Genomic DNA, 14,001 nt, shown 5'->3' with positions numbered 1-14,001 from the left:
CACGGAGGTTAAGCGGTTGTGACATGAGCCACGACCGACCGGCGGGAACAACCGCGTTTTTGCACGTGTTGAACGGTCTGGCAAACTAAACGGTCGAGTCCGGCTCCGGTTCACCCGTTCACCAACAGGGACCCGGCGGCCATCCTTGAAAGGGACAAGATCTTGAAGAGTGGAATCCACCCCGAGTACACGGTCACCGAAGTGACCTGCAGCTGCGGCAACGCGTTCACCACGCGCAGCACCACCTCGGCGTCCGAGGTTCGCGTCGAGATGTGCTCGAACTGCCACCCGTTCTACACGGGCAAGCAGCGCATCCTGGACACCGGCGGTCGCGTGGCGCGCTTCGAGGCGCGTTACGGCAAGCGCAACAAGTAGCTGCTTTCACGGCGCCTGACCTCGGCCTCCACGGCCGGGGCGGGCGCCGTCGCCGTTTCCAGGCAACCCGAACCGAAAGCAGGAGACGTGTCGCAGTCGCTGGACAGCTTGCTCGCCGAGTACGACGAGCTGGAGAAGAAGCTCGCGGACCCCTCCGTGCACGCTGACCAGGCGGGGGCGCGCAAGCTCGGCAAGCGGTACGCCGCGCTCGGGCCCATCGTGAAGACCGCGAGGGAGATCGAGCAGGCGAAGAGCGACCTCGAGGCGGCCAAGGAGCTCGCGGCCGAGGACAGGTCGTTCCAGAGCGAGGTCGACGACATCGAGGCGCAGCTCCCCAAGCTGGAGGAGCGCCTCACCGAGCTGCTGCTGCCGCGCGACCCGCACGACGGCGACGACGTGCTGCTGGAGATCAAGTCCGGTGAGGGCGGCGAGGAGTCCGCGCTGTTCGCCGGAGACCTGCTGCGCATGTACACGCGGTACGCGGAGCGGCAGGGCTGGAAGGTCGAGATGCTCGACGGCACCGACTCCGACCTCGGCGGGTTCAAGGACGTCACGGTGGCCATCAAGGCCAAGGCGACGACCCCGGACGGCGTCTGGAGCCGGCTGAAGTGGGAGGGCGGCGTGCACCGCGTGCAGCGCGTGCCCGTCACCGAGAGCCAGGGCCGCATCCACACCTCCGCGGCCGGCGTCCTGGTCTTCCCCGAGACCGAGGAGACCGCCGCGATCGAGATCGACGAGAAGGACCTCCGCATCGACGTCTACCGGTCGAGCGGCAAGGGCGGTCAGTCGGTCAACACCACCGACTCGGCGGTCCGCATCACCCACCTGCCCACCGGCATCGTCACGTCCTGCCAGAACGAGCGCAGCCAGCTCCAGAACAAGGCCCGCGCCATGCAGGTGCTGCAGAGCCGCCTGGTCGCCCTCGCCGAGGAGCAGAAGGCGCAGGAGCAGTCGGACGCCCGGCGCACCCAGATCCGCACGGTCGACCGCAGCGAACGGGTGAGGACCTACAACTTCCCCGAATCACGCATCTCCGATCACCGGGTTGGGTACAAAGCGCATAACCTGGACCAGGTGCTCGACGGTGACCTGGACGCGGTGGTCGAGGCTCTGGCCGCCGCTGACCGGGCAGAACGGCTCGCAGGCGGGTAGACCGACGTGAGAGGGGCGCGTTGTGGCCGAGATCCTGGTAGATCCTCAGACAGCGCCCCTCGACCAGCCGGTCGAGACGCGGGTCGTGGGGCTCAAACCCGGCCAGACGATCACCGTGCAGCTCTCGACGGGTGATCGCGCTTCTCACGCCGTGTTCGAGGCCGATGACCATGGTGTCGTTGATCTCACACGGCACGCTCCGCTCGAAGGCAGCTATCGCGGCGTGGACCCGATGGGCCTCTTCTGGTCGTTGGAACGCACAGGTGGCAAGGCCACCAAGACGGTGCTGTCCGTCGAGGGCGTCGGCGACCGGGTCCTCGAACGGCAGCAGGTCCCCGAAGGCGTCGAGCGCCTCGAGGTCCGCGAGAGCGGACTCGTGGGCACCCTGTTCGCCCCTGAGGACGACGGAGCCGTGCTGCCGGGCGTGATCGTGCTCAGCGGGTCCGAAGGCGGCCTCCACGAGACTGACGCGGCGCTCCTGGCCGCGCACGGGTTCGTCACGCTCGCCCTCGGCTACTTCGGTCTGAAGGGCCTCCCCGAGCACCTCGTCGACATCCCGCTCGAGTACTTCGGCGATGCCATCGAGTTCCTCTCCGGTCACGCCGGCGAGATCGGTGTCGTCGGGGGATCGCGCGGTGGCGAGCTGGCACTGCTGATCGGCGCAACGTTCCCCGAGGTCAGCGCCGTCGTGAGCGTCGTCGGTAGCGGCGTGGTCACCCAGGCCATCGGGCCCGGCCGCAACCTGCTGCAGAAGCTCTCCTACGAGGCCGCGTCGTGGACGCACAAGGGCGAGCCGCTGCCGTACCTGCCGTACGACATCGGCGACGAACTGCGCGCGAAGATCGTCAACGACGAACCGGTGCCCCTGCGGCTCGCCTTCAGCACCGAGGACGGCATCCCCGAGGACACCGAGATCGCGGTCGAGCGGATCTCCGGGGGTGTGTTGCTCATCTCGTCCGGACAGGACGACAGCTGGCCGAGCACCGAGCTGAGCGACGTCGCGATGCGGCGGTTGAAGGACCACGAGCACGCGTTCCCGTACGAGCACGTCGTGTATCCCGAGGCAGGACACCTGATCGCGGGCCCGCCGCACCGCCCTGCCACGGACGTGACGTATCCGGGGCCCGGTGTCACCTTCTCGGGTGGCGGTTCTCCGCAGGCCACGGCGCACGCCCGCGCGGACGCCTGGAAACGGACGGTTGAGTTCTTGCAGGTGCAGCTCAAGAGCTAGGTTGTGCCTATGAGCGCACACTTTGATGTCGTGGTCGTGGGTGCGGGTCCCGGCGGGTACGTCGCCGCGATCCGTGCGGCTCAGCTCGGGCTGAAGACCGCCATCGTCGAGGAGAAGTACTGGGGCGGCGTTTGCCTGAACGTCGGCTGCATCCCGTCGAAGGCGCTGTTGCGCAACGCCGAGCTGGCGCACATCTTCACGCACGAGCAGAAGACGTTCGGCATCAAGGTCGACGGCAACGTGAGCTTCGACTACAGCGCTGCGTGGCAGCGCAGCCGCAAGGTCGCGGACGGGCGCGTCAAGGGCGTGCACTTCCTCATGAAGAAGAACGGCATCACCGAGTACAACGGCTGGGCCAACTTCACCGACGACCACACCCTGACCGTCGGGGACGAGACGATCACCTTCGGCCACGCGATCATCGCCGTGGGCGCCACGACCCGGATGCTGCCGAACACGCAGAAGTCCGACCGCGTCGTGACCTACGAAGAGCAGATCATGACCGAGGACCTGCCCGAGTCGATCATCATCGCCGGCGCGGGTGCCATCGGCGTCGAGTTCGCGTACGTCATGCACAACTACGGCGTGAAGGTCACCATCGTCGAGTTCCTCGACCGCATGGTGCCGCTCGAGGACGAAGAGGTCTCCGCCGAGCTGCTCAAGCGCTACAAGAAGCTGGGCGTCGACGTGCGCGTCGGCACCCGCGTCGAGTCGATCGACGAGTCGGGCCCGAAGGTCCGCGTCACCGTCTCGAAGAACGGCGCCGAAGAGGTCCTCGAGGCCGACAAGGTCATGCAGGCCATCGGTTTCGTGCCGCGCGTCGAGGGCTACGGCCTCGAGAACACCGGCGTGAAGCTGACCGACCGCGGCGCGATCGACATCGACGGCCGCGGCCGCACGTCCGTGCCGCACATCTTCGCGATCGGTGACGTCACCGCGAAGCTGATGCTCGCGCACACCGCCGAGTCCATGGGCATCATCGCGTCGGAGACCATCGCGGGCGCCGAGACCATGGAGCTCGACTACGTGATGATCCCGCGGGCGACGTTCTGCCAGCCGCAGATCGCCTCCTTCGGCTACACCGAGAAGCAGGCGCGCGAGAAGGGCTTCGACGTCCAGGTCGCGAAGTTCCCGTTCACCGCGAACGGCAAGGCGCACGGCCTGGCCGAGCCCGGCGGCTTCGTGAAGCTGATCAGCGACGGCAAGCACGGCGAGCTGCTCGGCGGCCACATCATCGGCCCCGAGGCGACCGAGCTGCTGCCCGAGCTCACGCTGGCGCAGCAGTGGGACCTCACCGTCCACGAGGTCGCGCGCAACGTCCACGCGCACCCGACCCTCTCGGAAGCCGTCAAGGAAGCGGTGCACGGCCTGGCCGGGCACATGATCAACTTCTGAGATAGCTTCTCCTCGATGTCCTCGATGATGAACCGGCAGCCGCTGCGCCTCGCGATCTCCGAGGCGGCGAAGATCCTCGCCGAGGCGGGGGTGGACAGTCCGCGCGTCGACGCGGAGTACCTGGCTGCCCACGTGCTCGGCGTCGAGCGCGGGCGGCTGCCGCTCATCCCGCTGGTCGACCCGTCGGTGATCGACCAGCTGCACAAGCTCGTCCGGACCCGCGCCTCGCGGATCCCCTTGCAGCACATCCTCGGCTGGGCACCGATGGGCGCCATCTCCGTCGAGGTCGGGCCCGGCGTGTTCGTGCCGCGGCCCGAGACCGAGCTGCTGATGGAGTGGGGCCTGAAAGCGCTGGTCGGCGTGTCGTCGCCGGTCGTCGTGGACCTGTGCACGGGCACGGGCGCGCTGGCGTTGTCCATCGCGGCCGCCCGCCCGGACGCCGTGGTGCACGCGGTGGAGATCGATCCGCAAGCGCTTGCCTGGACGCGCCGCAACGCCGACGCGCGGGTGGCCGCCGGAGACACGCCGATCCGCCTGCACTCCGGGGACGCCACCGACCCGACGTTGCTGTCCGACCTGGACGGTCAGGTGGACCTCCTGGTGTGCAACCCGCCCTACGTGCCGGAGGGAACCCCGGTGCAGCCCGAGGTGGGCGAGCACGACCCGCACCACGCGGTGTTCTCGGGCGCCGACGGGCTGGACGTGATCCGGCACGTCGTGTGGGCGGCCGCGCGGTGGCTCAAGCCCGGCGGGTCCGTCGGCATCGAGCACGACGACACGCAGGGCGAGTCCGTGCCGGCGCTGCTGGCCGCACGTCGTGCGCTCACGGACGTGGCGGACCACGCCGACCTGGCGGGGCGGCCGAGGTTCGCGACCGCCCGCCGAGCCGGTCAGGTCTAGAACAGCGCGTCTCTAGAACAGCGCGTCGAAGGCCTTCGACAGGTCCTTCATCTGCTCGCCCAGGCCGCGGTCGGCCAGCTTGTCCATCAGGTGGTCCGCGACGTCCCTGCTGGGCCTGGGTTTGCGGGCTTCGGCGCGGAGGTCGTCGACCGCCTCGATCGTCGTCGTGGGCGCCTGGGCCTCGTTGAGCTCCTCGCGCAGTTCGTCGAGCAGCCGCAGCACGGCGCTCACGTCCTTGATGTGTCCGATGTGGACGTCCCCGGTCCTGGCGCGGCCACTGGTGCCGATGTTGCTGCCGATCACCGGGCCGTGGACGTCGAAGTTGCGTTCGTTCATGAGGTTCCCCCGCGGACGCTGGTCTTGCCCGTGCGCGCCTTGCCGGTCGTGCCGATGTTGCTGGAGATCACCGGGCCCGTGATGTGCACGTTGTTGCTCGTCACCTGCATGGCCTGTTCCATGAACTCGGTGACCGAGATGCCCTTGCTCTCGAGGAACTCGCCGAGCGTGCGCAGCAGCCGTGACTCCAGGACCTTGATGTAGCGCTCGACGTCGGTGAGCTGGAAGTAGTTGTCGACCTGGCTCGTGCTCACGAGCTCGCGCAGGCTGGTGCTGGCGCCGTAGCGCTCCGCGACGAAGGTGCCCTCGGGCTGGCGGATCGGGCTCATCCACCCGACGGCCGACGCGACCCGCCTCGGCACCGACGCCGGGAACTTCAGCAGGTCGACGACCGCCTCGAGGAACGGGCGCAGCGACTGCTCCGGCAGCACGTCGATCTTGCGGTGCTCGGGGCGGATCGGGTACAGGATGCAGGGCGTCCACTCGACGTAGAGCATCTGCTCGTCGAGGCCGAAGGTCAGGTAGGCGGAGACGACGACGTCGCGGTCCCACGTCTCGACCTGGAACGAGCGGAAGTAGCGCATCCACTCCATCGGCCTGCTGATCAGATCGTCCACAACGGACCTGCTGACCGCCTTCTGCGGCGAGTGGTCCTTGTGCGGCAACACGATCCGCGCCTCGGCGTCCTCGATGTGGTCGACCAGCTCGACCGACGAGATGACGACCCGGTCACCGGTCTGCAGCTCGCTCAGCCGGTGCCCCGGCGACAACGACGGAGAACGACCCGTCTTGACCAGCTCGGCCGTGATGCGCTCGTACAGCTCAGGCAGCGCGAACCCGGGCAGCGGCGCGTCGGTGCCGTCCGCGGCGGGCTTGAGGGGCAGCGCCATGGACCACGGCTCGAACATCGTGCCGGAGCCGACGAACGGCCGGTACCCGTGGTAGACGATCACCTGCGCGGCGCCGGGTTCGTCAGGCCCGTCCTCGTCGTCGACCGGGTAGAGCGCGAGCGCTTCGGCGTAGCTCGAGTGCCCAAGCCTTCGGAAGGTCCACTCGTTTCGCCACAGCTCGCGCGTCCCTCTGCCGGTGCGGAACCGGGCGCGCCGGAAGCTCTTCGTCACCAGCAACCACGTCACGACCCGGTCGCCCAGCAGCACCGCGAAGATCAGCGCGATCACGATGATCGACACCGCGACCCCGCCGCCGCTGCTCTCCTCCGCGCACTCCACGTAGCTGCGCCTGCAGTACCTGCTGGAGTACCTGCCGGCGGCTTCGATCTCGGCGATGTACTTGTACAGCAAGAAGTAGAGCGCGATCGCGCTGACGATCGCGCCGAGCACGGCCGGCCCGCGCGTGTGCGGCGGCAGCACCCGCCGCGGACGGCGGAACCCCGGCCGCATCCCCGTCCCGACCGCCACGACCACCGCGACCAGCAGCCAGACCCCGAGGAACGTACCGCTCGCGGCGATCAACACCAGCAACGCCAACGCCAGCAACACGCCGTCGCGCACCTTGCGCCGAGTCCGAGCCGCCACCGCCTCCCGCAACACCGCGCCGGAGTTGACCCCCGGCGACCGAGGAATCGACCGAGTGGCCTCCACCAGGTACTCGCGAATGGCCGAATCCGCGAACTCCTCGTCGCGGTGAGCGGCTCCGCAGAGGAAGCGGGTCGTGTCGTCGCGCAACCTCGTCGAATCGTTTCCCGTCGCCCCCGCGGGAGTTGACATTGTCCTGTCCACTTTCTGTCATTGATTCAAGCACTTCGCATCTGTGCTGGTCAGGGACATGATGAGACAACAACAACACGCATTCTCGTACCGCATCGGGAACAATAGCCGTTCCCGATCGGAATGGAACGGGATTGGCGCAAGAAAGATCTGTCAATGAGCCGAACGAGCGCAATTGCCGCCCGTCGTCACCCCGTTGCTCTCCGTCTGAGACCGCCCGCATCCAGGTGGATCGGTCACCGCTGCAATGGCCAAATCCTGGCCAATAAGACGACGTTTCGTCACGTTGAGGCCGAACGGCCGTATGTTCGTCGGCGGGGAGGGCACGCGGTCACGCGCTGGAGGAACCGCCGCCTCGCGCGTGACCGCGTGTGCGCCTGCTCGTCAGACGAAGTCTCCCCGCAGACCGGTCCGGCGCTTCTCCCGCGGCTCCCTGCGAGGCAGCCGGAGCACCAGGACGACAGAGCCGACGCCCCAGACGACGGCGAGCGGGACCAGCAGGTTCCTGCCGATCGACACCTTCTCCGGTTCGAGGTCTCCGGTGAACCCGGTCCTGTCGACGACCAGGTCGACCCGCTCACCCTTCTCCTTGGCGTCCACACCCCAGCTGGGCGTGTAGACGAGCCTGCGATCACCGCACGTGATGTCGTTCGTGTGGGAGTCGGGCGACCGCGTGTGGGTGTGGGTGTCGACGGACGTGACCTCACAGCCGCGCAGGTGCTCGCCGACGACCGTGAGCCAGAGCGAATGGCCGCCGATGAAGGTGAAGAGAGGGATGAAGACCGCCAGGAAACCCACCCAGGCGTCCAACGAACTCTTCGGCCGGAGCCGTTCGAGGCAGGGGATCAGGGCCAGCAGGCCGAGCAGCACCACGGGCGCGCAGATCAAGGCCCAGCGGCCCGCGCCGTTGGCGACGAAGCCGGCGATGCCCAGGACCGACAGGCAGAGTCCGGCCAGGACGATCCACAGTCGGCGGTCGGACGTCTCGGTCACAGGTCCAGGTACCTCCGTTGGTGCTCGGTGCCGCGTTGATCAGCAATATGGCGGCACGAGGAGGTCACGCCGCGCGACCGGCTTGCCCGGCTTCCACCGCGGCGCTCTCAGGACGGCCACGACGAAGGCCACGCCCAGAGCCGCCGCGACGGGCGCCAGGACGTTGCGCCACCAAGCCGGCTCACCCGGTTCGAGCACCCTGAAGGACCCGGTCCGGTCGAGGACGAGAGCGACACGATCACCAGGCTCACGCAGCTCGTCCTGACCGCCGGCGGGGGAGTGGCTCGAGATGGTCCGCGAGCCGCACAGGAGGTCGTTGCTGAAGGTGGTCGCCGACTTGCTGCTGGTGTGCTTGTTCACCGAGACCACCTCGCAGTCCGGCACGTGCTCGCCGAAGGCCGTGAGCCACAGGGAATGACCGCCGAAGGCGCACAGTCCGGCCACTGCGATCACGGCGAGCGGGGCGGCGAGGACGCTCGTCGACGCCGGTCTGAGCTTCAGCATGGCGAAGCCGGCGGCGAAGACGCACACGATCACAACAGGTACGGCGATCAACGGCGCCATGCCGGGCATGCCGACGAGGAAGCCGGCGACGAATGCGGCGGCCAGCGCGAGGCTGAGTATCACCGCGAACCGCCGCCGGTGCGGGGTCTGCTGGGTCGTGCTCATACGCCTAGCCCAAGAAGGCGATGAACGCCGCGTCGACCAGCAAGATGAGCGGTCTCGTCGGAGGTCTCGTCATCCGTCCAGCGCTTCGGAGTTCATCGTTCGCTCGTCATCGCCAGGACCTGCCCGAGGTGGCGTGCCAGGCCCGTGTTGTCGACCGGGCTGATCGTGAACCAGCCCGAACGGGCCGGCACGTTGGCGTAGCGGCCCGCGTTCGTGTCGATCCAGGTGACGGGCGGGAAGTCGCGCTTGGCGCGGCCCTGGCCCATCTGCACGACGAAGTGGCCGTTGCCGATGGCCGGGCCGGTCAGCATCTGCTTGGCGAGGCGGACGTCTTCGTTCTCCGTCGTCCGGACCGACTGGCGGAAGCCCTCCTGCCGCGGCTGCGCCTCGAACGCCTGGGCCGGCACCGTCACCGGCTTGCCCGGTCCCGGCCTGCCCGGCGGCATCGCGTTCGCGAGGCTGGTCGCGATCTCGTTGGGCTGCACCAGGTTCAGGGTGATGGAGGTGTCCTCCTGGGTCACCAGCACCGCGTAACCGCCGCGCGCAACCACGCTCGCCCGGACCAACTTCTCCTGGTTCACGTTCGGGACGCAGAGGGCCACGACGCGGAGTTCGGGGCGCGCCAACAGGTTCAGCGCGTCCTCGAGCTCCGGCTCCGGCCTGCCGCGGCGTGCCAGGTTCCGGCGTTCGAGGTCTGCGTGCACCGCGGCCTTGATGCGCGCGCGTTCGTCGAGCGTCTCGCCGTGCGAGCTGACCTCGAAGGGGTACGGGATGCTCCCCGCCCGCAGGTCCTCCCAGAGGACCTCGAACGCGGGCAGGGAGAGCTGCGCGATCTGCTTCATCCGCCGATCACCGGCGGCGCGACCATGCGATCGTCGTCGAAGAACTCGTCAGTGGGCACGAGGTAGTTCGACTTGTGCTCCTTGTCCTCCTGGCCGCCCTGACCCGCGCCGGCACCGGCTCCGCCGCCCATGCCACCGGCACCCGCGCCGCCCCGGCCACCCGCGCCGGCACCCGCCGCGCCACCGAGACCGCCGGCGCCGGCACCACCGGCGACACCCGCACTGCCACCGGGCGTGGCGGGCCCGAAGCTGCCCATGCCGCGACCCGAACCGCCCATGCCACCCATGCCGCCGGGCCCCATGCCGCGGCCGCCACCGGCACCACCGCCGGCACCGCCAGGACCACCACCGGGACGCATGCCGGGCCCGCCGCCGGGAGGCCGCCCCTGCCCGCCACCACCGGGCGGACGCATGCCGGGCGGCAACACGCCCGGAGGTGTGAACGGAGGCCGGTTCTGCCCGCCGGGATTGTTCTGGCCGTTGCCGCCGGGCTGCTGCAGCGACGGGTCCTTGGTCTGGGGCGCGACCCACGCGGCGTTGGTGGTGCCGTTGTTCGAGCTCGAAGGCATCGACGGCATGCCCGTGTTGTTGCTGAACCGCTGGTTCGGGTTGACGTTGTTCAAGCTGCTCGAGCTCGTGCTGCTGCTCGTCTGCGTGACGCCCTGGTCCTGCGTGACCTGCGGGGTGGACTCCATGGTGGGCATGGACATCGCCGCGGCCATCATCGTGTTGTCCCGCGTCTGCATGACCTGGACGGCCTCGGCCTTGGCCTCCTGCTGCGCGCTGTGCTGGGCCATCATGTCGAAGGGGGCGCCGACCATGGCCGGCGGGAAGATGACCGCGGGAACGGCGAACTTCTTGAGCGAGTCCAGGGGGCTGAACTTGACCGGCTCCGGCATGCTGCGGTTCGCCTGGACCGCCGCATCCCGTTGCTGGGCAATGGCGTTCGAGGTGCGCACGAACCCGTCACCCGTCGTTTCGGCGAACGTGCCGACTTTGGAGAGCGCGGCCCGAACCCCCTCGGCGGCCTTGCCCGTCCACGCCGACTGCGACCCGTTGACCAGGATGCTGAAGTCGGTCGCGAGCTCCTTGAACCTCCCGCCGAGCGCACCCCAGGCGTCGATCACCTGGTTCGCCGCGTCCGGGCTGTACTTCTCGGTGACCAGCTTCTTCATCTCTTCGTGCTGCTGGCCGGGGTAGTTCGCGTTCGGATGTGGAACGGTGGGTTTGACGGGCGCCATGGGATTTCCCCCCTTATGAACGGCGTTACGGCAGTTTCGGTGCGATCAGTTCGGCGGCCTTGGACGACCGTTCGCAGGCGGCAGCGGTGTCATCGGAGGTCGCGGTCAGGTTTCCGATCACCACGACCGAGGACGATTCGGTGACGGAGATCGCGAACGTGCAGATGTTCTTGGCGCCGTCCTGCGCCTCGACCTTGGTCGCGTCGTACTTGCCGATCTTGGTCTGCGTGACCTTGTCGCCGTCCAGGTTCAGGTCTTTGATGCCCGACTTGGTGCGGATACCGGCACGGAGCCCCCCGTTGCCACTGATGTTCCAGGCGCAACCGTCCGACGTTCCCACCTGCGACGCAGTGCCGGGGTAGGTGAGGCCCAGACCGGAGACCTCGGCCTCGGTGAGCAGGTCACACGGCTTGACCGCCTCCAAGCCCGAAGCGGAGCTGGAGGTGCTGGTGGAAGTCGACCCCCCGCTGGTGGGGGCCGGGTCGCCGCCGACCGTGTTGCCGGTGCACCCCGCGCTGAGGGCGGCCAGACCGATTGTGGCGATGAGGATGCGCTTCATCATTTCCCGTCGAGTTTCTTGATGGAGTCGGCGGAGCTGCGGTCGACTGCTTTGTAGGAGGCACGGCTCTTCTCGATCTGCAACTTCAGATCGTCGATGGCCTTGGCCATGTCCTTGAGCGTCTGTTGTGCTGCTCGACCAAAAGTCCTGTTGTTCTGGCTGATCTGTTCCGCGTACCCGCCACCGAGCTTGGTGTCGGCGCTGAGGTCCGCGGCCCTCTGTTGGACGTCGTCGATCGCGTCCTTCATCGCCGTCAGCTTCTTGATCATGGAGTCGACCAGGTGCGGGTCGACGGACAGTTGCTGGGTCTCCACGGCTACCGCCACGGCCTGGCCGGCGGCCATGACGGCGCTCAAGCCCCCGCTGAAGATGCTGTCCCAAGCTCCCCCGGAGGCCTTGTCGGCGAAACCACCGACCTTGCCGCTCGTCACCACTTCTTCAGACACCGATGCCCGACCCTCCCCCATTGCGCTCTGTGGTCGACCCATGACCTTACAGTTGTGCGGCCGTTCGGGGGATGCGTTGAACTACTTGACCCGTTCGTGCGGAAACCTGCCCTGGTAGGAGGGCTGGCGGATTCTCCAAGTGAGAACGAGAACGCAGGTCTGTGCCCGCGGCGCCGCCGTTGTCAGCCCTCTTCGAGCGGTGAGTAGGCGGGCTCTTCGTCACCCTGTCGTGGTGGCTGGCTAGGCTCACCGAGGTGAGCACGGTCTACGACTGCAGCGAACCGGAAAACCGCGCGGCGGGTCTTGCCGCCGCCGCTGGTGCGGTGCGGAGCGGGCGCCTCGTCGTCCTGCCCACCGACACCGTCTACGGGATCGGCTGCGACGCGTTCGACGCCGAAGCGGTGCGGAGCCTCCTCGACGCCAAGGGGCGCGGGCCCGACATGCCCGTGCCCGTGCTGGTCGGGTCCTGGACCACGATCGACGGGCTCGTGCTGAGCGTGCCGAGGCAGGCCCGCGCGCTGATCGAGGCGTTCTGGCCCGGTGGGCTGAGCATCGTGCTGCCCCACGCGCCGAGCCTGGCGTGGGACCTGGGGCAGACGCGCGGCACGGTGATGCTGCGCATGCCGTTGCACCCCGTTGCTCTGGAACTGCTCCGCGACGTCGGGCCGATGGCCGTGTCCAGCGCCAACAGGACCGGGCACGCGCCCGCCGCCAGTGCGCAGGAGGCTCGTGACCAGCTCGGCGACGCCGTGCCCGTGTACCTCGACGGTGGGCTCAGCGGGGAGAACATCGCCTCGACCATCGTCGACCTCACCGGGCCCGACGCGCTGATCCTGCGCGAGGGTGCGGTCAGCAGGGCAGAGGTCAACGAGGTGCTCGGCGTCGAGGTCGAGATCGCCCGGTAGCGGGCGGCTGCCAGAATTGATCATGGTCGCCGCGAGTACCGTGGCGAGCACCCCGACACCCCCGATTGATTGGTAGGCCCGTGGGGCCCGCATCCTCGTTCGTCCTTCCCGTGCGCGAGTACCTGCTCGTCGCGTTGATCGCTGCCGTGGTGACGTTCCTGCTCGTGGGCCTGGTGCGCGCGTTGGCGTTCCGGCTCGGGGCGGTGGCCTACCCGCGGCAACGAGACGTGCACGTGCAGCCGATGCCGCGCATGGGTGGTGTCGCCATCTACGGCGGCGTCCTGTGCGGCATGTTCGTGGCGCACCAGTTGCCGGTGCTGCGGGCGGCGTTCGACTTCTCCAACGACCCGTGGGGCGTCATCGTCGCGGGTGGCGTCATCGTGCTCGTGGGTGCGATCGACGACAGGTTCGAACTCGACTCCCTCACCAAGCTCGCCGGCCAGGTCACCGCGGCGGGCATCCTCGTGCTGTTCGGTCTCCAGTGGATGATCGCGTGGGTGCCGTGGGACGGTGGCGCGACCATCTCGCTCGACCAGAACCAGGGCGCGCTGCTGACCGTGCTGCTCGCCGTCACGATGATCAATGCGATGAACTTCGTCGACGGCCTCGACGGACTCGCCGCCGGCATCGGCCTCATCGCCGCCGCGGCCACCGCGGTGTTCTCGATCGGGCTGCTCGTCGAACGCCAGGGCGCCGTCGAGGCCTACCCGCCGGCCCTGATCGCCGCCGTGCTGGCGGGTGCGTGCCTCGGCTTCCTGCCGCACAACTTCAACCCCGCGCGCATCTTCATGGGCGACTCGGGCTCCATGCTCATCGGCCTCATGCTCGCCGCCGCCACCACCAGCGCGTCCGGCAAGATCAACCAGGCCACCGGCAGCGCGGCCGACCTGCTCGGTCTGCTCTCGCCGCTGATCGTGGTCGCCGCGGTGCTGTTCGTGCCGTTGCTCGACCTGCTGATGGCCATCATCCGCCGCACGCGCCGCGGCGAGAGCCCGTTCTCCCCGGACAAGATGCACCTGCACCACCGGTTGCTGGAGATCGGGCACTCGCAGCGCCGAGCCGTGCTGCTCATCTACTTGTGGGCCGGTGTGCTGGCGTTCGGCGCGGTGGCGTTGACGCTGTTCGACCCGATCATCGTGGCCACCTGTTTCGTCATCGGGTTGATCGTGACGTTCGTGGTCTCGGTGATCCCCAGGCTGAGGGACGCCCGCAGCAAGTCCTGATGACGAG

Annotated in this window: 15 protein-coding genes; 7 read left to right on the top strand and 8 right to left on the bottom strand. The window is 68.5% G+C overall.

Annotated elements, in window-relative coordinates; genetic code table 11:
* Window positions 1-162: 162 nt before the first annotated feature.
* The 5 genes from rpmE (at window position 163) to prmC (ending at window position 5,053) form a co-directional block, all read left to right on the top strand.
* Window positions 163-375: a 50S ribosomal protein L31 gene (gene rpmE / locus BMY74_RS28830; protein WP_089921602.1), complete on the top strand. Its 213-nt coding sequence runs from the start codon at window positions 163-165 to the stop codon at window positions 373-375.
* A gap of 87 nt (window positions 376-462) precedes the next feature.
* Entirely contained in the window at window positions 463-1,527 is a 1,065-nt protein-coding gene (gene prfA, locus BMY74_RS28825) for a peptide chain release factor 1 (protein ID WP_089921601.1), read from the top strand.
* A gap of 22 nt (window positions 1,528-1,549) precedes the next feature.
* Window positions 1,550-2,758 (top strand): acyl-CoA thioester hydrolase/BAAT C-terminal domain-containing protein, encoded by a 1,209-nt coding sequence (locus BMY74_RS28820; RefSeq protein WP_089921600.1) that lies wholly within the window; start codon window positions 1,550-1,552, stop codon window positions 2,756-2,758.
* Between the two features lie 9 nt (window positions 2,759-2,767).
* Window positions 2,768-4,153 (top strand): dihydrolipoyl dehydrogenase, encoded by a 1,386-nt coding sequence (gene lpdA / locus BMY74_RS28815; RefSeq protein ID WP_089921599.1) that lies wholly within the window; start codon window positions 2,768-2,770, stop codon window positions 4,151-4,153.
* A gap of 27 nt (window positions 4,154-4,180) precedes the next feature.
* Window positions 4,181-5,053 carry a peptide chain release factor N(5)-glutamine methyltransferase gene (prmC, locus tag BMY74_RS28810; RefSeq protein WP_089921760.1) on the top strand — a complete coding sequence of 291 codons (873 nt, stop codon included), beginning with the start codon at window positions 4,181-4,183 and terminating at the stop codon, window positions 5,051-5,053.
* A gap of 12 nt (window positions 5,054-5,065) precedes the next feature.
* On the opposite strand, the gene BMY74_RS28805 is transcribed toward prmC, so the two are convergent.
* From BMY74_RS28805 to BMY74_RS28770, 8 genes are all read right to left on the bottom strand, one after another.
* Window positions 5,066-5,389: a hypothetical protein gene (locus BMY74_RS28805; protein WP_089921598.1), complete on the bottom strand. Its 324-nt coding sequence runs from the start codon at window positions 5,387-5,389 to the stop codon at window positions 5,066-5,068.
* The gene (locus BMY74_RS28800) at window positions 5,386-7,074 is read right to left on the bottom strand and encodes a hypothetical protein (protein WP_089921597.1); all 1,689 of its coding nucleotides are present in this window, start codon (window positions 7,072-7,074) and stop codon (window positions 5,386-5,388) included. The genes BMY74_RS28805 and BMY74_RS28800 overlap by 4 nt, the downstream gene beginning before the upstream one ends.
* 426 nt (window positions 7,075-7,500) lie before the next feature.
* On the bottom strand, window positions 7,501-8,109 hold the full coding sequence (locus BMY74_RS28795) for a hypothetical protein (protein WP_089921596.1): 609 nt from the start codon (window positions 8,107-8,109) through the stop codon (window positions 7,501-7,503).
* 39 nt (window positions 8,110-8,148) lie between these two features.
* The gene (locus BMY74_RS28790; protein WP_089921595.1) at window positions 8,149-8,778 is read right to left on the bottom strand and encodes a hypothetical protein; all 630 of its coding nucleotides are present in this window, start codon (window positions 8,776-8,778) and stop codon (window positions 8,149-8,151) included.
* Between the two features lie 92 nt (window positions 8,779-8,870).
* Complete coding sequence (locus tag BMY74_RS28785) at window positions 8,871-9,620, bottom strand: ESX secretion-associated protein EspG (protein WP_089921594.1); 750 nt, start codon at window positions 9,618-9,620, stop codon at window positions 8,871-8,873.
* Window positions 9,617-10,861, bottom strand: coding sequence for a hypothetical protein (locus BMY74_RS28780; protein ID WP_089921593.1), 1,245 nt, complete (start codon window positions 10,859-10,861; stop codon window positions 9,617-9,619). Before BMY74_RS28780 ends, BMY74_RS28785 begins: the two co-directional genes overlap by 4 nt.
* A 25-nt stretch (window positions 10,862-10,886) precedes the next feature.
* Window positions 10,887-11,423 (bottom strand): DUF3558 family protein, encoded by a 537-nt coding sequence (locus tag BMY74_RS28775; RefSeq protein ID WP_089921592.1) that lies wholly within the window; start codon window positions 11,421-11,423, stop codon window positions 10,887-10,889.
* Complete coding sequence (locus tag BMY74_RS28770; protein WP_177229969.1) at window positions 11,420-11,866, bottom strand: type VII secretion target; 447 nt, start codon at window positions 11,864-11,866, stop codon at window positions 11,420-11,422. The genes BMY74_RS28775 and BMY74_RS28770 overlap by 4 nt, the downstream gene beginning before the upstream one ends.
* Before the next feature lie 254 nt (window positions 11,867-12,120).
* Here BMY74_RS28770 and BMY74_RS28765 point away from each other — a divergent pair, with 254 nt between their 5' ends.
* On the top strand, window positions 12,121-12,771 hold the full coding sequence (locus tag BMY74_RS28765) for an L-threonylcarbamoyladenylate synthase (RefSeq protein ID WP_089921590.1): 651 nt from the start codon (window positions 12,121-12,123) through the stop codon (window positions 12,769-12,771).
* 80 nt (window positions 12,772-12,851) lie between these two features.
* Entirely contained in the window at window positions 12,852-13,994 is a 1,143-nt protein-coding gene (locus BMY74_RS28760; protein WP_089921589.1) for a glycosyltransferase family 4 protein, read from the top strand.
* Window positions 13,995-14,001: the final 7 nt, after the last annotated feature.

The organism is Lentzea albida, from assembly GCF_900111005.1.
Classification (GTDB): domain Bacteria; phylum Actinomycetota; class Actinomycetes; order Mycobacteriales; family Pseudonocardiaceae; genus Lentzea; species Lentzea albida.
Note: the sequence above shows the minus strand (reverse complement) of the source record. Positions and strands in the feature narration are given on the sequence as shown.